Origin of the sequence: uncultured Streptococcus sp. (genome assembly GCF_905372115.1) — a bacterium.
Taxonomy (GTDB): domain Bacteria; phylum Bacillota; class Bacilli; order Lactobacillales; family Streptococcaceae; genus Streptococcus.
Genome location: NZ_CAJPNR010000023.1, coordinates 1 through 21,667, shown reverse-complemented (window position 1 = coordinate 21,667; position 21,667 = coordinate 1). Strand labels below are relative to the sequence as shown.

Genomic DNA, 21,667 nt, shown 5'->3' with positions numbered 1-21,667 from the left:
CTCTTCATTAAAATGCTAGTGAAGGCCTTTTTTTGAACAATAAAAAACACTCACTAGGAGTGTCTCTAGCTCCGGCAGTAGGACTCGAACCTACGACATCATGATTAACAGTCATGCGCTACTACCAACTGAGCTATGGCGGATTATATAGTCCGTACGGGATTCGAACCCGTGTTACCGCCGTGAAAAGGCGGTGTCTTAACCCCTTGACCAACGGACCATATGGTATGCTCTCTTTCAGAACATATTCCATTATATCAGGTTTTTAAGCTTTGTCAACTCTTTTCCATTTATTTTCGAAAATATCTTTCAGATATTTCACTCTTAAACGAGTGACCGGACAGCGATGATTTTCGTAAAAAATAATTTCTCGATTTTTCTTGTCATAATCAACAATGTTGCCAATATTAACCAGATAAGATTTATGTGGTGAAAAAAATCGTTTGGATTGCTGATCCTTTTCTTGAATATCTGTTATCGTTCCATAAAACTCCTTGAGAAAATTTTTACCGACAATCCGAAGTTTATGAGAGCTCCCTGTCGTTTCGATATACAAAATATCGTTATAAGGCATTCGAACATCATTGCCACGATAACTATATTCAAAATAATCTACCATATTGGTATTTTCAATTAGTGTACTCTTAGTGTAAAGAATACTGTCTTTGATTCTATTTTTAAAAGCATCATTGTTGATATCTTTATCGATAAAATCAAGTGCTGATACTTTATATTTAAAAGTCATAGTAGCAAATTCAGATTTTGAGGTTACAAAAACTATAATGGCATAAGGATTATGATGACGGATAAATTGAGCTACTTCCAGCCCTTTTGTTCCCTCCCCCTTAATGTCAATATCCAAAAAATAAAGCTGGTTAACGTCTCCATTTTCAATATATTTTTTGAATTCTTTGATTTTTCCTGTAACCTGAACCTGGATGTCAATTCCAAGTTCCTCAGCAATTTCTGCTAATGTCGTTTCCATCCTGACTTGATGAGATACGGTATCCTCTAAAACTAACACTTTCATAAATTCTATCTCCTAATTGTTAAAATCTGTGTAAAATTGCTTGGCTCAATTTGTGTATCAAGAGTGATAAATTCATACCTATCTAAAATTTCCTTGATGTTATTCAATCCGAAGCCTCTATTTTCTCCTTTAGTTGAAAACTCGGGCTGATAGAGTTCTTCCAAATCCAATTTTCCTTCTTTACGAGAATTTTGAATAACAAATATGGTTTTATCATCCAGCTGAACCAGAGAAACATGAACAATTTTTTCCAGGCTGTCAATGGCACTCTCAATAGCATTATTTAATAAAATACTAGCAATTCTGACCAGATCTAACAATTTGATTGGAAGGCGTTCCACTTTATCCTTAACTTCAAAAGTCAGCTGAATCTGATGTTCACGCGCTTGAAAGATTGTCTCAGTCATGACACTTCTTAAAGCTGAATCTCCTACATTATTCAAATCAAAAACTGTATATTTATCTGAACGCAGGTTCAAATTTGCATCAGCCAAGACCTCTTGATAAATGTGCTCAATTTCCTTGATATCTCCAGTTTGAATAGCCACTTGCATACTCGTCAACATGCTAGCATAATCATGACGAAATCCTTTTATTTCATAGTATAATCTCACAATTTCATCAGTATATTCCTGAAGTCGAAGCTGTTCAGATTCTTTTTGACGCAAACGCTCTTCTTTCTCGTATTTCTCACGACTGTCCTTGAATGTCACCAAGGTAGAAAGAAAGGCCAAGAAACAAATAGTAGCAATCATACTGCTAAAACTGTTAAAATGCTTTATATTACTAATCCAGTGAGAGAGATTTAAAATCAGCCAATTCATTGCATATAAACTACTAATCATCAGAATCTGAGATTTAAAGAAACTTCTTTTAAGATAATCTATTCTGAAATCAAAAATATCAATAACCTTTACCATAAAGAACAAGGATATTAAGTTGATACATGTCAGAAACAAGCCCATGTACTGAGCTACAAAATCATCTCCTAAAACAGATGAAATAATAACTGAAAAGAAAGTAGTAGAGCTATCAATTGACAAACATAAAAAGAAGGAAAGTAAGAAAGATTGGTATCTTTTAATCTTTTCAACTCTACAAAAATACCAAACTATAAATAGAGGGAGAAAAAATGACAGTGCATATGATGGAAATGAGATTTCAAATGAAAACACATGCCCTAAAAAAGCAATTATAAACGGAATTATAATCTCAAGACCAAAGCAAACAGCTACAAAAAAGTGAGTATGCTTAATTTTAGTGATTTTTGATAAAATCACTAAAAATGCAGCTACATTAATAAAAGGATGAACAATTAATCCTATTATTTCAAGTGACATAAATTTCTCCCCTAAACTTTAAAATTCTTATCTTCCAAAAATCCAATCCCATGGATTTGGAACACCTCTTATATCCCAAAAGGTTTGAACAAGTGTATTGCTATTTGCAGCAATTTGAGAAGAATAGATTTTCATAACTATCTCCTATCTTTTTATCTTGTAAGTCACCTTACATTTATCATTATAGAAAAATAGAAAGAGTTAGTGACAATTTTCCCTGAAATGTCATTTTTTATCCCCAAAATGACATTATACCAAAAAAAATAGAAGAAAAAAACACGAAATATTGTAAAATATTTCGCATTTTTTACATTTCTGATCTCAGCAGGATTCGAACCTGCGACCGTTCGCTTAGAAGGCGAATGCTCTATCCAGCTGAGCTATGAGACCAATACCATCTCATTCTATCAGAAAATAGGGTTGCCGTCAAGATTACTTATGATAAGGACTCCCCTGCTGAATCATAAAAGCTCGATAGATCTGCTCTATTAAAACAAGGCGCATCAGTTGATGAGGTAGCGTTAATTTGCCAAAACTCATTAGAAGATTTGCCTGTTTTTTTACTGCAGGAGATAAACCTAAACTTCCCCCAATAACAAAAGTGATATCAGAAAAGCCATGCACTGTAGTATCCATCATGAGCTGACTAAACTTTTCTGACGGAAATTGCTTTCCTTCAATTGCCAAAGCAATAACAAATTCACGCTCATTGATTTTAGACAGAATTTTATTTCCTTCTTTTTCAAGAATCTGCTGATTTTCTAAATCACTAGCTTTATCAGGTGTTTTTTCATCCGCTAGCTCAATCATTTCCACCTTGCAGAATCGATTGAGACGCTTCATGTATTCGGCAATTCCATCCTTTAAATATTTTTCTTTCAGTTTTCCAACTGTTACAAGTTTTATTTTCATAAGTTTATTCTATCATATTCATCTATACTTCACACTTTATTAACAAGTAAAATTTATCTGGGAATCGGCTAATCTGTGTATTTTCTAATGCCTATCAACAGTTTTTCTAAGTTTTCCACAAGGTGTGGAAAACTTAGAGGATTTAAGTTATAATTAAGTTTAGCTAACTATAATTTCATCAATTGTAATTCAAGGAGGAAAACATGAAAAACTCTTCAACTGCCTTCAAAAGGGCTTTATTGCTTTTTGCAGTGTTAATTATAGGTTTTATCGGTGGAAGTTTAGGAAATTATGTTACTACATTAGTAACTTCACGTGTAAAAATGAATGGAAATTCAACAACCAGTGTAACTACTTCATATAAAAACTCTACTGACATTTCAGAAGCTGTGAAAAAGGTTCAAAATGCCGTTGTTTCAGTAATTACTTATGCTGAATCTTCCAGCAGCGTTATCAATGATGAATCTTCCAACGATGAATCACAAATCTCCAGTGAAGGTTCTGGCGTAATTTATAAAAAGGACGGAAAATCAGCCTATCTGGTAACCAACACCCACGTTCTGAACGGATCAACTAATGTAGATATCTTGCTAGCTGATGGAAACAAGGTTCCAGGTGAAGTAGTTGGATCAGATGTTTATTCAGATATCTCTGTCGTTAAAATTAGCTCTGAAAAAGTAACTGATGTCGCTGAATTTGGAGATTCTGGTTCTCTGACAGTTGGTGAGACAGCTATCGCTATCGGAAGTCCTCTTGGAACAGAATACGCTAACTCTGTAACACAAGGAATTATTTCTAGTTTAGGCAGAAACGTTACGTTACAATCTGAAAATGGTGAAAATATTTCAACAACTGCACTGCAAACAGATGCTGCAATCAATCCTGGTAACTCTGGCGGCCCATTGATTAACATCCAAGGACAAGTTATTGGAATTACTTCAAGTAAAATTTCAACAAATGGCCAAACCTCTGTTGAAGGGATGGGATTTGCGATTCCATCTAATGATGTCGTAAATATTATCAATCAACTTGAGAAAAATGGAACAGTCACACGTCCTGCTTTAGGAATTCAAATGATGGATTTATCTAATCTGACAACTTCTGATTTTTCTAAATTAAATCTTCCTTCTTCAGTGAAATCAGGTATTCTTGTTCGCTCTGTTCAGCAAGGGATGCCTGCTGATGGCAAACTTCAAAAAAATGATGTCATTACAAAAGTAGATAACACAGATGTGGAATCCACTAGTGACCTTCAGTCTGCTCTCTACAAGCATAGCATTGGAGATGAGGTAGAGATTACTTATTATCGAGATGGTAAATCTCAAACAGTCAAAATCAAACTCACTAAATCAACAAAAGAGTTAAGCTCAAATTAACCTATTTACAAGATTGTCAACACACCTTTACACAATCGTAAAGGTGTGTTATTCTATATACAAATGGAAAACTTTCAATATATTGCACTTAAAGACATTCGAACCAATCCTTATCAGCCTCGTAAAGAGTTCTCGCAAAAAAAGATTGAAGAATTAGCGGCATCAATCAAAGAAAATGGTCTCATTCAGCCAATCATTCTTCGGAAATCTTCACTTTTTGGTTATGAAATTTTAGCAGGAGAACGGAGATTTAGAGCTACCTCTTTTCTTGGCCTAGAAACGATTCCAGCTGTCGTCAAAGAATTATCTGATGATGAAATGCTGAAACAGGCCATTATCGAAAATCTTCAAAGAGAAGACTTGAATCCTATAGAAGAGGCTGAGTCTTATCAAAATTTGATTGACAAAGGCTTGACACATGATGAAATTGCTAAAATCATGGGAAAATCTAGACCCTATATCAGCAATATTGTCAGACTTTTACAGCTGTCTAAAGAAGTTCGCCAAGCTATCAAGGAAGAAGAGATTTCTCAAGGACATGCTCGCCTACTGGTTCCCTTGAAAGAAGAGGAACAGTTACTATGGCTGGAAAAGATCTGTCGAGAAGATTTATCGGTTCGAGCAGTTGAAAAGCTTCTCCAGAAAAAAAAGAGCATCAAAAAGAAATCTAATAAAGAACTGTTTGCTAAATCTGAAGAGGAAAAAATTAAAAAAATTCTCGGTCTGGAAGTTTCTATTCAGTTAAAAAGCCAGAGTAAAGGAAAGCTGATTATTCCTTTTGAAAGCGAAGAAGAATATCAAAGAATTATAAACAGTTTTAAATAAAACTGTTATTTTCTTTTTTAAAAGTAACAAGATTATCCACTGTAAAATCAATTAGGAAGCCTATTAAAATAAGAAATTTTAGCTTTATTCACATTCTGTGGATAACTTCAGCTAACAATGTGAATTCTTTTCCAGTTCTTGTGGAAAACTTTGAACCTTTATGATAAAATAAGATGCGTATGAATCAGAAATTTATAGAAAAGGAGGGAAGTTATGACCAAAGAACAGGACTTTTGGAATCGTATTTTAGAATTAGCTCATGCTCAGCTAAAACAGACAACTTATGATTTCTTTGTTGCTGAAGCTAAGCTTGTCAAAGTTGAAGAAAAACAAGCTATTATTTTCCTGGATAGTCCGGTGAAACAACTATTTTGGGAGCAAAACTTAGTAGGAGTTATTCTTACTGCAGGATTTGAGATTTTTAATGATCAGATTGCTGGAAAGTATATTTTTGAAGAAGAAACTAAAATTGACACACCGAAATCTGCAGTAACCAGTCCTCAAATCAGCACTGTTCAGCCAAGCTTGCCACCTATTGATACTGGCTTAAAGTCAAAATATACCTTTGACAATTTTGTTCAGGGAGACGGAAATATCTGGGCTAAAGCCGCTGCCTTGGCGGTATCTGAGAATCTAGCCACAACCTATAATCCTCTTTTTATCTATGGAGGTCCTGGCTTGGGCAAAACTCATTTATTAAATGCTATTGGCAATCAGATTTTAGAAAATATTCCAGATGCGCGTGTTAAGTATATACCGGCTGAAACCTTTATTAACGACTTCCTCGAACATTTAAGATTGGGAGAGATGGATAGCTTTAAAAAAATCTATCGTAGTCTGGATCTTCTGCTGATTGATGACATTCAATCTTTGGGAGGAAAAAAAGTTTCAACTCAGGAAGAATTTTTCAACACTTTCAATGCTCTTCATGGTGAAAATAAACAGATTGTTTTAACCAGCGACCGCAGTCCTGATCATCTGGACAATTTGGAAGAACGCTTAGTGACACGTTTCAAATGGGGATTAACTCAGAATATTACACCGCCAGATTTTGAAACACGAATTGCAATTCTGCGAAACAAAATAGAAGATTTGGATTATATTTTCCCGAATGATACCTTAGAATATCTTGCAGGACAGTTCGACTCTAATGTCCGCGACTTAGAAGGTGCTTTGAATGACATCAGTCTCATCGCTAGAGTTCGTCATCTGAAAGAAATTACTATTGATATCGCTGCGGAAGCTATTCGAGCTCGTAAGCAGGATTCAAGCCAGGTGACAGTTATCCCGATTGATAAGATTCAGTCTGAAGTTGGGAAATTCTATGGTGTTAGTGTCAAAGAGATGAAAGGCAGCCGTCGAGTACAAAATATCGTTTTAGCTAGACAGGTAGCTATGTATCTGACTCGTGAGCTGACTGACAACAGTCTGCCTAAAATTGGTCGTGAATTTGGCGGCAAAGATCATACGACTGTTATCCATGCACATGGAAAAATCAAAACCATGATTGAATCAGACGACAATTTACGTTTAGAAATTGAAAGCATCAAAAATAAAATTAAATAGCGTGTGGAAAACTACAGAATTTTTTCAAAACTTATCCACACTTTGTGAACAAGTCTCAAAACTTGTTAGAATAAGGACTAAGCTATTTTTCCACATAATTCACACAAACTACTATTACTATTAATCTTATAATCATAAATAAATAAAAAGGAGATCCTATGATTCATTTTTCTATTAATAAAAATCTCTTCTTACAAGCGTTAAATACTACTAAAAGGGCTATCAGCCATAAAAATGCAATTCCTATTCTTTCTACTGTGAAAATTGATGTTACCAAAGAAGGAATCACTTTAATTGGCTCGAATGGCCAAGTGTCGATTGAAAACTTTATTTCTACTCAAAATGAAAATGCAGGCTTGCTTGTCAACTCAACAGGTTCAATTTTATTAGAAGCGACTTTCTTTATCAATGTTGTTTCCAGTCTGCCAGATATTATTTTGGATTTTAAAGAAATTGAACAAAAACAAATCGTTTTGACTAGCGGCAAATCAGAGATTACCCTGAAAGGAAAAGACGCTGACCAGTATCCACGAATCCAGGAAATTTCTGCCAGCAATCCCTTGGTTCTTGAAACAAAAATTCTTAAAGATGTCATTAACGAAACAGCTTTCGCAGCCAGCGTTCAGGAAAGCCGTCCAATTTTAACTGGTGTTCACTTTGTTTTGACAGATAACCGTTCTTTGAAAACAGTTGCGACAGACTCCCACAGAATGAGTCAAAAGAAAATTACTCTGGAGAAAAACGGAGATAATTTCGACGTAGTTATTCCAAGTCGCTCTTTACGGGAATTTACAGCTGTTTTTACCGATGAAATTGAAACGGTAGAGGTTTTCTTTGCTAACAATCAAATTCTTTTCAGAAGCGAAAATATTAGCTTCTATACCCGCCTATTAGAAGGAAATTATCCAGATACAGATCGTTTGATTCCGACTGAATTTACGAGTGTCCTTACTTTCAATACTTCTGATTTACGTGCAGCTATGGAACGCGCTCGTCTCTTGTCTAATGCTACACAGAATGGAACAGTTAAACTGGAGATTGCAGGCGGTATTGTCAGTGCCCATGTAAATTCACCAGAGGTTGGCCGTGTTAACGAAGAAATTGATACAGAAAGTGTAACTGGCGAAGATTTGACTATTAGCTTTAATCCAACTTATTTGATTGATGCTTTGAAGGCTATTGACAGTGAAAAAGTAACGATTAGTTTTATCTCATCCGTTCGTCCTTTCACCTTGGTACCGAGTGAAGACAAAGAAAACTTTATTCAGCTGATTACACCTGTCAGAACTAATTAAGATGAAAAGCAGTGGGCCAAGTTACAGATTTTTAATTCTTGGTCCTAAGCTCTTTTCATTTACAAAGTATGATAGATGCTTAATATTTCTTCCTGGACTATGATAGTTCCTTGAAAGGAGAAAGAAAATGTATGAAATTGGTCATTTTGTAGAAATGAAAAAGCCACATGCCTGCACCATTAAAGCGACTGGGAAAAAGGCGAATCGCTGGGAAATCACAAGGGTTGGTGCAGATATCAAAATTCGTTGCACCAATTGTGAACATCTTGTAATGATGAGTCGTCACGATTTTGAAAGAAAAATGAAGAAAATAATTGATTAGACGAAAACTCATCGTAAATGCTATTGTGGAAAACTAATTTGCATTGCTGAAGATTAGATTTAGATTTGATTTTCTTATTTTTCAATCAAAAATGGATAGGACTTTTTAAGTCCTATCCATTTTGCTTTTATTTAAGATTTTCAAATTTACCATCTTTAACTTCTTTATAACCTGATTTTTCGAGTAATTTAGCAGTTTCTTTGTAACTGATATAATCTGCTTTTTGATTACCAGATGTTTGAAGAAGCTGTTTACTTTGTAGTTCTTCAATATCAGCTTTGCTGAAATCGATTGTCAGTTTTTCAGTTAAATAATCATCTTTGTACTCAATTTTATGAGTTAATCCTTTGATACCCTCAATAGATTTAGCATAGGCTTCTGTCTGCTCTTTAGCAGTGTCTTTTGTCAAGCCAACTGGTTTATAGTAGAAGGTGTTGTTTGTTTCGTTTATAAGAAGCTCATCACCTTTGTATTCAACAGTGATGCGGCTATCTTGTTTAGTATTTTGGTCAATCAGCTGGAAATAAGCTTTTTTAGGACTGCTACAGGCAGCTAAAACAAACAAAGCGGAAACCGCAAGGAAGGAAAGAAAAAGTGTTTTGAAAGTATTCTTTTTCATTAGGGACTCCTTTAATAAGAATATTAGCTATATTATACCATTTTTTTCTTCAATTTATTTTACATTTCTGTAAAGAAAGCTAGAAAAAATAACTCAAATCCGCTGTTTAGGATAAGGATTTATGGTATAATGGTTTGGATTGAAAAGATGAATGGAGAAGATAAGAATGGCTTTGACAGCAGGAATCGTTGGTTTACCCAATGTTGGTAAGTCAACTTTATTTAATGCAATTACAAAAGCAGGTGCAGAAGCAGCTAATTACCCTTTTGCGACCATTGATCCAAATGTCGGTCGGGTAGAAGTTCCGGATGCACGTTTGGATAAATTAACAGAACTCATCAAACCACAGAAGAAAGTTCCGACCACCTTCGAATTTACTGATATTGCTGGTATTGTGAAAGGTGCTTCAAAAGGCGAAGGACTGGGAAATAAATTCTTGGCCAATATCCGCGAAGTAGATGCCATCGTCCATGTAGTGCGTGCCTTTGATGATGAAAATGTCATGCGGGAACAGGGCCGTGAGTCTGAATTTGTAGATCCAATGGCCGATATTGAGACCATTAATCTGGAATTGATTTTGGCAGATTTAGAAAGTATCAACAAACGCTATGCGCGTGTGGAGAAGATGGCTCGTACCCAAAAAGATAAGGATTCAGTAGCAGAATTTAATGTTTTGCAGAAAATCAAGCCTGTTCTTGAAGATGGTCTGTCAGCTCGGACAATTGAATTCACAGAAGAAGAGCAGAAAATTGTTAAAGGGCTCTTTCTGTTGACGACCAAGCCAGTTCTCTATGTGGCCAATGTCAGTGAGGATGAGGTAGCTGATCCAGATAATATTGACTATGTGAAGCAGATTCGTGAATTTGCAGCAACAGAAAATGCTGAAGTTGTTGTCATTTCCGCGCGTGCAGAGGAAGAGATTTCTGAATTGGACGATGAAGATAAGTCAGAATTTCTGGAAGCTATCGGCTTGACAGAATCAGGTGTGGATAAACTGACCAGAGCAGCTTATCATCTGTTGGGACTTGGAACCTACTTTACAGCTGGTGAAAAAGAAGTGCGTGCCTGGACCTTTAAGCGTGGAATGAAAGCTCCGCAAGCGGCTGGTATTATTCACTCAGACTTTGAAAAAGGCTTTATTCGAGCAGTGACTATGTCTTATGATGACTTAGTGCACTATGGCAGCGAAAAAGCAGTTAAAGAAGCTGGACGTTTGCGTGAAGAAGGAAAAGAATATATCGTTCAAGATGGCGATATTATGGAATTTAGATTTAATGTGTAAAGTATTTGTAAAGTCTAAAAATTATAGGTTGGAAATTTTTTTCCAACCCTTTTGGCTTTTATAAAGGAGAAAAATGGTAAAGTTAATAGTCGGTCTGGGAAATCCAGGAGAAAAATATATTGAAACCAAACATAATGTTGGTTTTATGCTAGTTGACAAGATTTGTAAAGATTTTGATTTGAAATTTACAACTGATAAAATCTTTCAAGCAGATATTGCCTCTACTTTTCTAAATGGTGAAAAAGTCTATTTTGTCAAACCAACTACATTTATGAATGAGAGCGGAAAGGCTGTTCAAGCTTTACTGGCATACTATGGTTTAGATATAGAGGATTTATTGGTCATCTATGATGATTTGGATATGGAAGTTGGTAAGATTCGTTTGCGCAGCAAGGGTTCAGCTGGCGGCCATAACGGCATTAAATCTATTATCAAACATATTGGAAGTCAAGAGTTTAAACGGATAAAGATAGGTATTGGCCGTCCAAAAGAAGGCATGACAGTGGTTCACCATGTTTTAGGAAAATTTGATAAAGATGCTTATATAACAATTTTGAATACTCTTGATAAAGTTGACAATGCTGTAAATTATTATTTACAGTCAGGCAATTTTGAACAAACAATGCAGAAATACAATGGATAATAAAATGAACCTGATTGACTTATTTTGTCAAAACCAGCAAATTTCAGATTGGAAGAAAAATCTCCATAAAAGCAGTAGACAGTTGATAATGGGACTGTCTGCATCAACAAAAGCAATCACTATAGCGGCTGGATTAGAAGAAGCTGATAAAATCCTTGTGCTGACTTCTAGTCAAAATGAAGCAGATCGTTTGGCTAGTGATTTGATTTCTTTGTTGGAAGAAGACAAGGTCTATACTTTCTTAGCAGATGATACTCCTATAGCAGAATTTGTTTTTGCCTCACAGGAAAAAATATTTTCTAGATTAGATGCTCTGAACTTTTTAATAGACCATCAAAAGTCTGGAATTCTAGTTACTAATGTTGCGGCTAGTAAATTACTCTTGCCTGATCCTATTGATTTTAAATATACCAACATAAATTTGACAGTTGGACAAGAATATGACTTAAATAATCTTGTAAAAATGTTGTCAAGATCAGGATACAAGAAGGTATCTCAAGTTTTAAGTCAGGGAGAATATAGTCTAAGAGGAGATATCTTAGACATTTTTGAGCGCTCAGCAGACTCTCCCTATCGACTGGAGTTTTTTGGAGATGAAATTGATGGTATTCGGATTTTCAATCCAGAAAATCAAACTTCAATCGAGAATATAGAAAGTATTTTGATTAAACCTGCTTCTGATATCCTACTTTCTGAGAAAGATTATGCTCGAGGACGAGAAAATCTGGAAGCAATTTTAGAAAAAGTTGTTGATCCTGCTTTGAAATCTTACTTAGAAGAGTTACTAATCAGTTCTAAAGAGGAGTTTCATCATGCAGATATTCGTAAATTCCTTTCTTATTTTTATCAGAAAGAATGGACTATTTTAGACTATTTGCCTGTTCATAGTCCTGTATTTTTTGATGATTTTCAAAAAATTGTGGATCGGCATGCTCAATTTGAACTGGAAACAGCTAACTTATTGACAGATGATTTACAAGAATGTAAAGCTTTGTCAAGTCAAAAATATTTTGCAGATAAGTACCAAGATTATCGTCAATATAAACCAGCAACCTTCTTTTCAAGCTTTCAAAAAGGTTTGGGAAATTTGAAATTTGATGCTTTGTATCAATTCAATCAATACCCAATGCAAGAATTTTTCAGTCAGTTTCCCTTGCTCAAAGAAGAAATTAATCGCTATAAAAAATCTGGCTATACAATAATCTTACAAGCAAATTCTTCGGCAGGTTTACAAAGTTTACATAAAAATTTACAGGAATATGATATTCATTTAGACTATATAAAAGAGGCTGAGATTCACAAAAATGCAGTTCAGCTTATAGAAGGAGATCTTGTTCAGGGTTTTAATTTCGTAGATGAGAAAATTGTTCTTATTACAGAGTACGAAATTATTCACAAGAAAATAAAACGAAAAATCCAGCGACAGAATATCTCAAATGCCGAACGACTGAAAGATTATAATGAGCTAGAAAAAGGGGATTATGTTGTCCATAATATTCATGGGATAGGACGTTATCTGGGGATTGAAACGATTGAAATCTCTGGTGTCCACCGTGATTATCTGACGATTCAATATCAAAATTCTGATCGTATTTCGATTCCAGTTGACCAGATTGATCTCCTATCAAAGTATGTTGCCAGCGATGGAAAAACACCTAAGGTAAATAAGCTAAATGACGGTCGTTTCCAGAAGAGTAAGCAAAAAGTTCAGCATCAGGTTCAGGATATTGCGGATGATTTGATTAAACTATATGCTGAACGCAGCCAGCTAAAAGGTTTTGCTTTCTCAGCGGATGATTCCAATCAAGAGGAATTTGATAATGATTTTCCTTATGTTGAAACAGAGGACCAACTAAGAAGTATTCAGGAAGTGAAGAAGGATATGGAAAGCAGTCGTCCGATGGACCGGCTCTTAGTTGGTGATGTCGGCTTTGGGAAAACAGAAGTAGCTATGCGGGCTGCTTTTAAGGCTGTCAATAATCATAAACAAGTAGCTGTATTAGTGCCAACAACGGTTTTAGCCCAGCAACACTATACTAACTTTAAAGAACGCTTTAATGATTTTGCGGTCAATGTCGAGGTGCTCAGCCGTTTCAGGAGTAAGGCAGAACAAAAACAGACTCTGGAGAAGTTGCAGAAAGGACAAGTTGACATTATTATTGGTACCCACCGGCTCTTATCCAAAGATGTAGAATTTGCAGATTTAGGTTTAATCATCATTGATGAAGAGCAGCGTTTTGGAGTTAAGCACAAGGAAACATTAAAGGAATTGAAAAAGAAAGTTGATGTCCTAACCTTGACAGCAACTCCTATTCCTCGAACTCTTCATATGTCTATGCTAGGGATTCGCGATTTGTCAGTCATTGAGACTCCGCCAACCAATCGCTATCCTGTTCAGACCTATGTTTTAGAAAGCAATCCTACAGTGATTCGAGAAGCTGTCTTACGTGAAATAGACCGAGGTGGACAGGTTTACTACCTTTACAACAAGGTTGACACAATCGAGCAGAAAGTTGCAGAGTTAAGAGAGTTAATTCCAGAAGCTTCTATAGGCTATGTTCATGGCCAAATGAGTGAGATTCGTTTAGAAAATACTTTACTGGATTTCATCAATGGAGAATATGATATTTTGGTGACCACTACCATTATTGAAACTGGAGTTGATATCCCAAATGCCAATACTTTGTTTGTAGAAAATGCTGACCATATGGGGCTGTCAACCTTGTATCAACTTCGTGGACGAGTTGGCCGCAGCAATCGGATTGCCTACGCTTATCTGATGTACAGACCAGATAAAATCTTAACAGAAGTTTCTGAAAAGCGTCTAGAGGCTATTAAGGGATTTACAGAGTTAGGTTCTGGATTTAAGATTGCCATGCGAGATTTGTCTATTCGGGGTGCTGGCAATATCCTAGGAAGTATGCAATCTGGCTTTATTGATTCTGTTGGTTTTGAGATGTACTCACAGCTTCTAGAAGAAGCTATTGCTAAAAAGCAGGGCAGAGAAAACAAGCGTCAAAAAAGCAATGCAGAACTTAATCTGCAGATTGATGCCTATCTGCCTAGTGACTATATTTCTGATGAAAGACAGAAAATTGAAATTTACAAGAGAATTCGTGAGATTGACAGCCGTGTAAACTATGAAAATCTACAGGATGAATTGATTGATCGCTTTGGGGAGTATCCTGATGTTGTAGCCTATCTGTTGGAGATTGGACTTGCTAAGTCTTATTTAGATCAGGCATTTGTAAAGTCAGTGGAACGCCAGCAGAATTCAGTAATTATTCATTTTGAGAAAATTTCGCAGCAGCTTTATCTGACGCAGGACTATTTTGAAGCACTTTCGATGACGAATTTAAAGGCTCGAATTGGAGAAAAAAATGGCTTGATTGAAGTGATTTTTGATGTGAGGAACAAAAAAGATTATGAGATTTTAGAAGGTCTGGTTAATTTTGGAGAAAAGATGCTGGAAATTAAACAGCGCAAGGTAGAATAAAGGTTACAATTCAGTGAAGTTTGGCTTTTTAAGCTCTATTTTTCTCAAAAAATGGTAGAATAATAAATTAAGAGAAAATGAGGTAATAGGATGAGATTAGATAAATATTTGAAAGTGTCACGGATTATCAAGCGACGTCCAGTGGCTAAAGAAGTAGCTGACAAGGGCCGGATAAAGGTGAATGGTATCTTGGCCAAGAGCTCAACAGATTTGAAAGTAGATGACTTGGTTGAAGTACGCTTTGGTAATAAACTCTTGACTGTAAAGGTTCTGGAGATGAAAGACAGTACTAAAAAAGAAGATGCAGCTAAAATGTACGAAATCGTCAGTGAAACAAGGATAGAAGAAGATGCCTAAAAATATCGTCCAACTTAATAATCGTTTTATTCAAGATGAAAATCAACGCCGCAGATATGTGGAACAGGAACGGCGAAAACGCAACCGTTTTATGGGCTGGGTTCTGATTTTGGTGATTCTATTATTTATTCTACCTACCTATAATTTATACCAGAGTTATCAAACCTTGCTGCAGCGTCGTGAACAATATTCTAAACTCCAGGAGAAATATCAGACACTCAGCGAAGAAAAGGTCTATCAATCTGATATAGCAACAAAGTTAAAAGATGACAGCTATGCTGCTAAGTATGCACGCGCTAAATACTCTTTTTCAAAAGAGGGTGAGTACATTTATACTATCCCAGATTTATTACCGCAGTAGTTATGGAAGATTTACTAAAAACAATTGAGCAGTTCTTGACCTTTTCAGATGAGAAATTGGAAGAACTGGCTGAAAAAAATCAAGCTTTGAAACTTCAAGAAAATCAAGAGGAAAGGGGAAAACATGCGTAAGCTTTTGTTACTGATATTTTTGCTGCCAGCTTTATTTAGCAGTATCACAGTTATTAGTACTGAAAAAGATTTCGTATTAGACGAGGAAGAAAAATATCATTTTACAATCACTGCGTATGGACGCTATTATGAAAGCATCCCGACAAATCCTAATGTTTATGAAGAAATTCCTACATTTACAGATTCTACTCTGAGTAAGACTGCTGGAAAGCTAGTTCCAGACCAGCCTATCCAGATAACTGGATTTTATGTAAATGAAGAAGGAGTCCCGATTTTCAAGCTGAAAAATGGGCAGTTTGTGATAGCGGACAAAAACACAATTTACGAAGATACTGTCCAGTCAATTCAAGATATCCATCAAGAAATGTGGTTGAAACCCGGCTTTACTCTTTATGATAAAGCCAATATCAACGGAGCTAAAAAAATTAATACAACGGTAGCTCCATATACAAAAGTAAACATTATTCAAATTGTCCAGACAGTCAAAGGAACTTATGCCCAGATTGAAGGACAGGGCTGGGTTTCTATGGAATTTCTGGATGAGACTGATAATCGAATGGACAAAGTTCAAGAAATTTTGAGCAGTAAGTATAACAAGGCGGACTATTCTATCTATGTCAAACAGCTGGACACAGGCAAAGAAGCAGGTATCAATCAAGATCAAGAGATGTATTCGGCCAGTGTGACAAAACTGCCTTATCTTTACTATGTGCAGGAACAGCTGGATCAGAAAAAACTTTCCTTAGATCAGAAGTTCAAGTATATTGGAGCAGTTAATGATTTTGCTGGTGCTTACGAACCAGAAGGAAGTGGCAGCATTGCGAAGTCAGCTGATGACAAGGAATATTCAGTTCTGGATTTGATAAATCGAGTGGCCAAAGAATCAGATAATGTTGCCCACAATATTTTAGGCTATTATGCGACCAATCAATCTGATAAAAATTTTCAGCAGACAATCAACAAAATAGCTGGAAAGAAGTGGGATGTGGAAGAAAGACAAGCATCTTCACGTATGGCTGGAAATGTTTTAGAAGCTATCTATGAGCAAAATGGCATGATTATCGATGCCTTGTCTCAGACAAATTATGATAATCAGCGGATTTCTAAAAATATTGATGCTAAAGTAGCTCATAAAATTGGCGACGCCTATGATTTCAAGCATGATGCTGCGATTGTCTATACAGATTCTCCTTTTATCATTGTCATTTTTACTAATAATTCAAACTATGATACCATTTCCCAGATAGCAGACGATGTCTATGGAGTCCTGAAATGATTAAGCAAGAATTTCTTAAAAAAATGCAGAAGAAAAAGTATTTCCAAGACCATCAAAAAATTTTGGTTGCTGTATCAGGTGGACTGGATTCTATGACGCTGCTGCAGTTGTTGATTGATTCTCAAAAAGAACTGGCTATCGATCTTGCGATTGCTCATGTCAATCACAAACAGCGGCCAGAATCAGATCAAGAAGAAAAGGCATTAGTAAAGATTGCGGAACAGCTTGGTGTAAAGATTTTTACATCAAGTTTTTCTGGTAATTTTTCAGAAAATGCTGCTCGGCAGTTTCGTTATGATTTTTTCGGGAAAGTGATGCAGGAGGGTCACTATACAGCTTTGGTAACTGCCCACCACGCAGATGACCAAGCTGAGACTATTTTTATGCGGCTGCTGCGTGGAGCTAGACTTCGTCATCTGTCCGGCATGAAAGCTGTCCAGTCTTTTGCTTGCGGGGAGCTGATTCGTCCTTTACTTACTTTTCATAAGTCAGACTTTCCAGATATTCAGCATTTTGAAGATAGCAGTAATTTTCAAAATGACTATCTCAGAAATCGAATTCGCAATCTTTATCTGCCGGATCTAGAAAAAGAAAATCCACAATTTAAGGATTCTTTGCGGTATCTGGGAAAGGAAATCGAAGATTGGCAGACCGCTTTGTCTTACTTGACCAGAGATTTAGATATAGAAAATGTCCAAGTTTTTCATCAGCAAATCCCTCAGGTTCAACGTTTTCTATTGCAGAACTATCTCGAAAACTTTCCTGGTCTGAATCTGAGCAAGCAGCAGTTTGAGGAAGTTTTAAACATCCTGAGGACTAAGGCCAATTATCAGCACACTTTGAAAAAAGACTATGAGCTTGTTAAAGATTACCAGTGTTTTGAAATTAAAAAAATCAGTCGTAAGCCCGATTTAAAAATGGATTCAATTTTGTTAGAATTTGAGAATCTGATTGAGTTTGGGCATTATCGATTTTCATTCGGGATTCCTTTGAGTGGTAAAAATATCCAGAAAATTTTTGTTTCGCGTGAAACTTCGCTGACACTCCGCTTCCGAAAAGAGGGAGACAGTATTTTGCTGAATGATCATCACAAGAAACTTCGTCGTCTTTTTATTGATAAGAAGGTTTCCTTTGAAGAACGGAATTCATCTGTAATAGTGGAACAAAATCATCAAATTTTAGCAATCTTAAATATTGCTATCAGTGATTTGAGTAAGGCATTAAAAAGTGATATAATGAGTACTGTACTTTATATTCAGAAAATAGATGGGTAAAATTATGCTAGAACAAGATATCAAAAAAATATTGATTTCCCATGAAGAAATCGTGGATGCTGCAAAAAAGCTTGGTCAGCAATTAACCAAAGACTACCAAGGTAAGAATCCAATTTTTGTTGGAATCTTAAAAGGTTCCGTACCTTTTATGGCTGAGCTAATCAAGCATATTGACACACATATTGAGCTTGATTTTATGTTGGTCTCCAGCTACCATGGTGGTACTGCCAGCTCAGGTGTCATTAATGTTATTAAAGACATTGATCAAGACATCACAGGACGTGATATCCTATTTGTTGAGGATATTATTGATACTGGTCAGACTTTGAAAAATCTGTGCAATTTGTTTAAGGAAAGAAATGCTGCATCAGTGAAAATTGCTACACTTTTGGATAAACCAGAAGGCCGTATTGTTGAAATCGATGCAGATTATACATGTTTCACAATTCCAAATGAATTTGTTGTTGGATATGGATTAGATTACAATGAAAACTATCGTAATATTCCATATATTGGTATTTTAAAAGAAGAAGTTTATACAAAATAAAAGGTTTACTATTAATAGATGAAAAATAAGCAAAACAATGGTTTTATAAAAAATCCATTTCTCTATATTCTGATTATTGTTGTCCTAGTGACAGGGTTTCAGTATTTCTTCTCAGGAGATACTGGAGGTCGCAGTCAGCAAATCAATTACACAGAATTAGTGAAGGAAATTAAGGAAAATAATGTCACAGAGATGAGCTACCAGCCAAATGGCAGCGTCGTTGAGATTTCAGGTACTTACAAAACACCTCAGGAATCGAAAGAAGATACAGGGATTTTATTTTTCACTCCAAACATTTCTAAAGTAGAAAAATTCACAAGTATTCTTTTACCGTCAGATATTACAATTTCTGATTTACAAAAATTAGCCTCTGAGCATAACACTGAAATCAGCATAAAGCGTGAAAGTTCAAGCGGAATGTGGATTACAATCCTCACTTCCATCGTTCCTTTTGTGATTGTCATCTTCTTCTTTATGTCCATGATGAATCAAGGTGGCGGCGGTGGTGCCCGCGGTGCCATGAATTTTGGCCGCAATAAAGCGCGTGCTGCTAACAAAGAAGATATTAAGGTTCGTTTCTCAGATGTAGCTGGTGCCGAAGAAGAAAAACAAGAGCTAGTAGAAGTTGTTGAGTTTTTGAAAGATCGGAAACGCTACACCAAGTTAGGTGCTCGTATTCCTGCCGGTGTCCTTCTGGAGGGCCCTCCAGGAACTGGTAAAACCTTGCTTGCTAAGGCAGTTGCTGGGGAAGCTGGAGTTCCTTTCTTCAGTATCTCAGGTTCTGATTTTGTAGAAATGTTTGTTGGGGTCGGAGCAAGCCGTGTCCGTTCTTTGTTTGAGGATGCGAAAAAAGCAGCCCCTGCCATTATCTTCATTGATGAAATCGATGCAGTCGGTCGTCAGCGTGGAGTTGGACTTGGCGGTGGTAACGATGAGCGGGAGCAAACCCTTAATCAGCTCTTGATTGAAATGGATGGTTTTGAAGGCAATGAAGGAATCATTATCATTGCTGCTACTAACCGTTCGGATGTATTGGACCCAGCCTTGCTGCGTGCTGGCCGTTTTGACAGAAAAGTCTTGGTCGGCCGTCCTGATGTTAAAGGTCGGGAAGCTATTCTTCGTGTTCATGCTAAGAATAAGCCGCTGGCTAAAAATGTTGATTTGAAATTAGTTGCTCAGCAGACACCAGGTTTTGTTGGTGCTGATTTGGAAAATGTCTTGAATGAAGCTGCTTTGGTTGCTGCTCGTCGTAACAAGAAAGTCATTGATGCAGATGATATTGATGAAGCAGAAGACCGGGTAATCGCAGGACCTTCTAAGAAAGATAAGATGGTGTCTGAACGCGATCGTCAAATGGTTGCTTATCATGAAGCTGGACATACTATTGTTGGTTTGGTATTGTCAAATGCGCGTGTCGTACATAAAGTAACCATCGTCCCTCGTGGACGCGCTGGCGGATATATGATTGCCCTGCCTAAGGAAGACCAAATGCTTCTATCTAAAGAAGATATGAAAGAGCAATTAGCTGGTCTTATGGGTGGTCGTGTGGCTGAAGAAATTATATTTAATGTGCAGACAACGGGTGCTTCTAACGACTTTGAACAGGCAACTCAGATGGCCCGCAGTATGGTAACGGAATATGGAATGAGCGAAAAACTTGGTCCAGTTCAATACGAGGGCAATCATGCTATGTTTGGTGCAGCCAGTCCTCAAAAATCAATTTCAGAACAGACTGCATATGAGATTGATGAAGAAGTAAGAGAACTTCTTAATGAAGCTCGTAACAAAGCTGCAGAGATTATCCAGTCCCATCGCGAAACTCATAAATTGATTGCTGAAGCGCTTCTTAAATATGAAACTTTGGATAGCAATCAGATTAAATCATTGTATGAAACTGGCAAAATGCCAGAAGAGTCTGAACTTGAATTAGACAAAGAAGCTCATGCGCTTTCTTATGATGAAATTAAAACGAAAATGGAAGAAAAAAGTTCCGAGTAGAAGAAGTTGGAGAAACTCCAACTTTTTTCTCTTTTTCTGAAATAATTATTGACAAAGGAAGAAAAGCTGATATAATGGAATATGTTCTGCAGAAAGACAAGAATGGTCCGTTGGTCAAGGGGTTAAGACACCGCCTTTTCACGGCGGTAACACGGGTTCGAATCCCGTACGGACTATATAATCCGCCATAGCTCAGTTGGTAGTAGCGCATGACTGTTAATCATGATGTCGTAGGTTCGAGTCCTACTGGCGGAGCTAGGTTTAAAAAATCAAATGTGTAAGCATTTGATTTTTTTCTTGCTTTCATACTTCGCACAATCCTCCCAAATGACTAAATATGTGCCTGAAATGACTTAAAAATAGTTATTCGAGTCAGAAGAGTTCCTAAAAGATGCTTTTTAGAAGAAAAAGCCCACCTTACTTTCTATTTACAGTAGAATTAAGCCAAGTAAATTTTAAGGAGGAACTATGGATTTTAAAGCTACTTATGAGAAGGTGAAATGGATAGTTTGGAAGTGTAAGAAAGATTACTATATACACTTGTGGGAACATAGCGATTGGGAGCAAGAAGGGATGTTAGTTTTATACGAACTTCTGCTTAAAGAAAAAGGAATTGAAAATGATGAGGAAAAACTCTATCGATATTTCAAAACAAAATTCAGGAATCATATACATGATAAAATTCGTAAACAAGAAAGCCAAAAGCGCAAATTGGACCGCCAGCTTTATGAAGAAGTGAGTGAGATTGGTCATCGACTAAAATCAAAAGAATTGTTTCTAGATGAGTTAGTTGCCTTCAGAGAAGCGATTGACAATTATAAAAGAACTCTTGATGATGTTGGATTGGATAATTATCAGAGACTGATGAGCAATGAGCGTTTTAAAGGAAGAAGAGCTATGCTCAAAGATTTGAAAAATCACTTAAAAGATTTTCAAGACAATACGATTTTATAATGAACAAACTTGATGAATCTCAATCTGTTTTACTAGAACAGGTTCGAGCATCAAGTTTTTTAT

21 protein-coding genes and 5 tRNA genes are annotated in these 21,667 nt (G+C 36.3%); 18 read left to right on the top strand and 8 right to left on the bottom strand.

Annotation, left to right across the window (positions count from 1 at the left end; genetic code table 11):
* Positions 1 to 69 precede the first annotated feature (69 nt).
* The 7 genes from QZ169_RS07375 to rlmH form a co-directional block, all read right to left on the bottom strand.
* Positions 70 to 143, bottom strand: a tRNA-Asn gene (locus tag QZ169_RS07375).
* A 5-nt stretch (positions 144 to 148) separates the two neighbouring features.
* Positions 149 to 220: transfer RNA gene (locus QZ169_RS07370), tRNA-Glu, on the bottom strand.
* A 45-nt stretch (positions 221 to 265) separates the two neighbouring features.
* The gene (gene comE, locus QZ169_RS07365) at positions 266 to 1,030 is read right to left on the bottom strand and encodes a competence system response regulator transcription factor ComE (RefSeq protein WP_295505851.1); all 765 of its coding nucleotides are present in this window, start codon (positions 1,028 to 1,030) and stop codon (positions 266 to 268) included.
* Positions 1,031 to 1,035: 5 nt separating this feature from the next.
* On the bottom strand, positions 1,036 to 2,370 hold the full coding sequence (comD, locus tag QZ169_RS07360; protein WP_295505849.1) for a competence system sensor histidine kinase ComD: 1,335 nt from the start codon (positions 2,368 to 2,370) through the stop codon (positions 1,036 to 1,038).
* A 27-nt stretch (positions 2,371 to 2,397) separates the two neighbouring features.
* Entirely contained in the window at positions 2,398 to 2,505 is a 108-nt protein-coding gene (locus tag QZ169_RS07355) for a competence protein (protein WP_295505846.1), read from the bottom strand.
* 181 nt (positions 2,506 to 2,686) lie between these two features.
* Positions 2,687 to 2,760: transfer RNA gene (locus QZ169_RS07350), tRNA-Arg, on the bottom strand.
* Between the two features lie 42 nt (positions 2,761 to 2,802).
* A complete protein-coding gene (rlmH, locus tag QZ169_RS07345) occupies positions 2,803 to 3,282 on the bottom strand; it encodes a 23S rRNA (pseudouridine(1915)-N(3))-methyltransferase RlmH (protein WP_295505845.1) in 480 nt (159 codons plus the stop codon).
* 203 nt (positions 3,283 to 3,485) lie between these two features.
* On the opposite strand from rlmH, the gene QZ169_RS07340 reads away from it, so the two are divergent.
* The 5 genes from QZ169_RS07340 to QZ169_RS07320 all read left to right on the top strand — a co-directional run bounded on the left by QZ169_RS07340 (position 3,486) and on the right by QZ169_RS07320 (position 8,666).
* Entirely contained in the window at positions 3,486 to 4,658 is a 1,173-nt protein-coding gene (locus QZ169_RS07340; protein WP_002922824.1) for a S1C family serine protease, read from the top strand.
* A gap of 63 nt (positions 4,659 to 4,721) precedes the next feature.
* A complete protein-coding gene (locus QZ169_RS07335; protein WP_002899431.1) occupies positions 4,722 to 5,483 on the top strand; it encodes a ParB/RepB/Spo0J family partition protein in 762 nt (253 codons plus the stop codon).
* 213 nt (positions 5,484 to 5,696) lie between these two features.
* Positions 5,697 to 7,049, top strand: a complete 1,353-nt coding sequence (gene dnaA / locus QZ169_RS07330; RefSeq protein WP_002899433.1) for a chromosomal replication initiator protein DnaA — start codon at positions 5,697 to 5,699, stop codon at positions 7,047 to 7,049.
* 158 nt (positions 7,050 to 7,207) lie between these two features.
* Complete coding sequence (dnaN, locus tag QZ169_RS07325; RefSeq protein WP_101772032.1) at positions 7,208 to 8,344, top strand: DNA polymerase III subunit beta; 1,137 nt, start codon at positions 7,208 to 7,210, stop codon at positions 8,342 to 8,344.
* Between the two features lie 127 nt (positions 8,345 to 8,471).
* The gene (locus QZ169_RS07320; RefSeq protein ID WP_002894296.1) at positions 8,472 to 8,666 is read left to right on the top strand and encodes a DUF951 domain-containing protein; all 195 of its coding nucleotides are present in this window, start codon (positions 8,472 to 8,474) and stop codon (positions 8,664 to 8,666) included.
* 127 nt (positions 8,667 to 8,793) lie between these two features.
* Here the strand turns inward: QZ169_RS07320 and QZ169_RS07315 are convergent, their stop codons facing one another.
* Complete coding sequence (locus QZ169_RS07315; RefSeq protein ID WP_295505833.1) at positions 8,794 to 9,285, bottom strand: DUF1307 domain-containing protein; 492 nt, start codon at positions 9,283 to 9,285, stop codon at positions 8,794 to 8,796.
* Positions 9,286 to 9,451: 166 nt separating this feature from the next.
* Between QZ169_RS07315 and ychF the strand changes: the two genes are divergently transcribed.
* The 13 genes from ychF (at position 9,452) to QZ169_RS07250 (ending at position 21,604) form a co-directional block, all read left to right on the top strand.
* Complete coding sequence (ychF, locus tag QZ169_RS07310; RefSeq protein WP_032907115.1) at positions 9,452 to 10,567, top strand: redox-regulated ATPase YchF; 1,116 nt, start codon at positions 9,452 to 9,454, stop codon at positions 10,565 to 10,567.
* A gap of 73 nt (positions 10,568 to 10,640) precedes the next feature.
* On the top strand, positions 10,641 to 11,210 hold the full coding sequence (gene pth / locus QZ169_RS07305) for an aminoacyl-tRNA hydrolase (RefSeq protein WP_295505831.1): 570 nt from the start codon (positions 10,641 to 10,643) through the stop codon (positions 11,208 to 11,210).
* The gene (gene mfd, locus QZ169_RS07300) at positions 11,203 to 14,706 is read left to right on the top strand and encodes a transcription-repair coupling factor (protein ID WP_295505829.1); all 3,504 of its coding nucleotides are present in this window, start codon (positions 11,203 to 11,205) and stop codon (positions 14,704 to 14,706) included. Before pth ends, mfd begins: the two co-directional genes overlap by 8 nt.
* A gap of 90 nt (positions 14,707 to 14,796) precedes the next feature.
* Positions 14,797 to 15,063, top strand: coding sequence for an RNA-binding S4 domain-containing protein (locus QZ169_RS07295; RefSeq protein ID WP_002894302.1), 267 nt, complete (start codon positions 14,797 to 14,799; stop codon positions 15,061 to 15,063).
* Positions 15,056 to 15,424: a septum formation initiator family protein gene (locus QZ169_RS07290; protein ID WP_295505825.1), complete on the top strand. Its 369-nt coding sequence runs from the start codon at positions 15,056 to 15,058 to the stop codon at positions 15,422 to 15,424. The genes QZ169_RS07295 and QZ169_RS07290 overlap by 8 nt, the downstream gene beginning before the upstream one ends.
* A 2-nt stretch (positions 15,425 to 15,426) precedes the next feature.
* The gene (locus QZ169_RS07285; protein ID WP_268685128.1) at positions 15,427 to 15,555 is read left to right on the top strand and encodes an SP_0009 family protein; all 129 of its coding nucleotides are present in this window, start codon (positions 15,427 to 15,429) and stop codon (positions 15,553 to 15,555) included.
* Complete coding sequence (locus QZ169_RS07280; protein ID WP_295505820.1) at positions 15,548 to 16,831, top strand: serine hydrolase; 1,284 nt, start codon at positions 15,548 to 15,550, stop codon at positions 16,829 to 16,831. The genes QZ169_RS07285 and QZ169_RS07280 overlap by 8 nt, the downstream gene beginning before the upstream one ends.
* Positions 16,828 to 18,105, top strand: coding sequence for a tRNA lysidine(34) synthetase TilS (gene tilS, locus QZ169_RS07275; protein ID WP_295505818.1), 1,278 nt, complete (start codon positions 16,828 to 16,830; stop codon positions 18,103 to 18,105). The genes QZ169_RS07280 and tilS overlap by 4 nt, the downstream gene beginning before the upstream one ends.
* Before the next feature lie 4 nt (positions 18,106 to 18,109).
* Entirely contained in the window at positions 18,110 to 18,652 is a 543-nt protein-coding gene (gene hpt, locus QZ169_RS07270; RefSeq protein ID WP_295505865.1) for a hypoxanthine phosphoribosyltransferase, read from the top strand.
* 18 nt (positions 18,653 to 18,670) lie between these two features.
* Positions 18,671 to 20,650 (top strand): ATP-dependent zinc metalloprotease FtsH, encoded by a 1,980-nt coding sequence (gene ftsH, locus QZ169_RS07265; protein ID WP_295505817.1) that lies wholly within the window; start codon positions 18,671 to 18,673, stop codon positions 20,648 to 20,650.
* A gap of 104 nt (positions 20,651 to 20,754) precedes the next feature.
* Positions 20,755 to 20,826: transfer RNA gene (locus QZ169_RS07260), tRNA-Glu, on the top strand.
* A gap of 5 nt (positions 20,827 to 20,831) precedes the next feature.
* Positions 20,832 to 20,905: transfer RNA gene (locus QZ169_RS07255), tRNA-Asn, on the top strand.
* 213 nt (positions 20,906 to 21,118) lie between these two features.
* On the top strand, positions 21,119 to 21,604 hold the full coding sequence (locus QZ169_RS07250; protein ID WP_268682486.1) for a sigma-70 family RNA polymerase sigma factor: 486 nt from the start codon (positions 21,119 to 21,121) through the stop codon (positions 21,602 to 21,604).
* The last annotated feature ends 63 nt before the right edge of the window (positions 21,605 to 21,667 follow it).

Excerpts from the sequence above, each read along its gene's own strand:
- mfd (WP_295505829.1), top strand. The coding sequence starts at position 11,203 with ATGGATAATAAAATGAACCTGATTGACTTATTTTGTCAAAACCAGCAA.
- QZ169_RS07290 (WP_295505825.1), top strand. The coding sequence starts at position 15,056 with ATGCCTAAAAATATCGTCCAACTTAATAATCGTTTTATTCAAGATGAA.
- comE (WP_295505851.1), bottom strand. The coding sequence starts at position 1,030 with ATGAAAGTGTTAGTTTTAGAGGATACCGTATCTCATCAAGTCAGGATG.
- QZ169_RS07250 (WP_268682486.1), top strand. The coding sequence starts at position 21,119 with ATGGATTTTAAAGCTACTTATGAGAAGGTGAAATGGATAGTTTGGAAG.
- QZ169_RS07280 (WP_295505820.1), top strand. The coding sequence starts at position 15,548 with ATGCGTAAGCTTTTGTTACTGATATTTTTGCTGCCAGCTTTATTTAGC.
- dnaN (WP_101772032.1), top strand. The coding sequence starts at position 7,208 with ATGATTCATTTTTCTATTAATAAAAATCTCTTCTTACAAGCGTTAAAT.
- tilS (WP_295505818.1), top strand. The coding sequence starts at position 16,828 with ATGATTAAGCAAGAATTTCTTAAAAAAATGCAGAAGAAAAAGTATTTC.
- rlmH (WP_295505845.1), bottom strand. The coding sequence starts at position 3,282 with ATGAAAATAAAACTTGTAACAGTTGGAAAACTGAAAGAAAAATATTTA.
- ftsH (WP_295505817.1), top strand. The coding sequence starts at position 18,671 with ATGAAAAATAAGCAAAACAATGGTTTTATAAAAAATCCATTTCTCTAT.
- QZ169_RS07315 (WP_295505833.1), bottom strand. The coding sequence starts at position 9,285 with ATGAAAAAGAATACTTTCAAAACACTTTTTCTTTCCTTCCTTGCGGTT.
- pth (WP_295505831.1), top strand. The coding sequence starts at position 10,641 with ATGGTAAAGTTAATAGTCGGTCTGGGAAATCCAGGAGAAAAATATATT.
- ychF (WP_032907115.1), top strand. The coding sequence starts at position 9,452 with ATGGCTTTGACAGCAGGAATCGTTGGTTTACCCAATGTTGGTAAGTCA.
- comD (WP_295505849.1), bottom strand. The coding sequence starts at position 2,370 with ATGTCACTTGAAATAATAGGATTAATTGTTCATCCTTTTATTAATGTA.
- QZ169_RS07340 (WP_002922824.1), top strand. The coding sequence starts at position 3,486 with ATGAAAAACTCTTCAACTGCCTTCAAAAGGGCTTTATTGCTTTTTGCA.
- dnaA (WP_002899433.1), top strand. The coding sequence starts at position 5,697 with ATGACCAAAGAACAGGACTTTTGGAATCGTATTTTAGAATTAGCTCAT.
- QZ169_RS07285 (WP_268685128.1), top strand. The coding sequence starts at position 15,427 with ATGGAAGATTTACTAAAAACAATTGAGCAGTTCTTGACCTTTTCAGAT.
- QZ169_RS07335 (WP_002899431.1), top strand. The coding sequence starts at position 4,722 with ATGGAAAACTTTCAATATATTGCACTTAAAGACATTCGAACCAATCCT.
- QZ169_RS07320 (WP_002894296.1), top strand. The coding sequence starts at position 8,472 with ATGTATGAAATTGGTCATTTTGTAGAAATGAAAAAGCCACATGCCTGC.
- hpt (WP_295505865.1), top strand. The coding sequence starts at position 18,110 with ATGCTAGAACAAGATATCAAAAAAATATTGATTTCCCATGAAGAAATC.
- QZ169_RS07295 (WP_002894302.1), top strand. The coding sequence starts at position 14,797 with ATGAGATTAGATAAATATTTGAAAGTGTCACGGATTATCAAGCGACGT.
- QZ169_RS07355 (WP_295505846.1), bottom strand. The coding sequence starts at position 2,505 with ATGAAAATCTATTCTTCTCAAATTGCTGCAAATAGCAATACACTTGTT.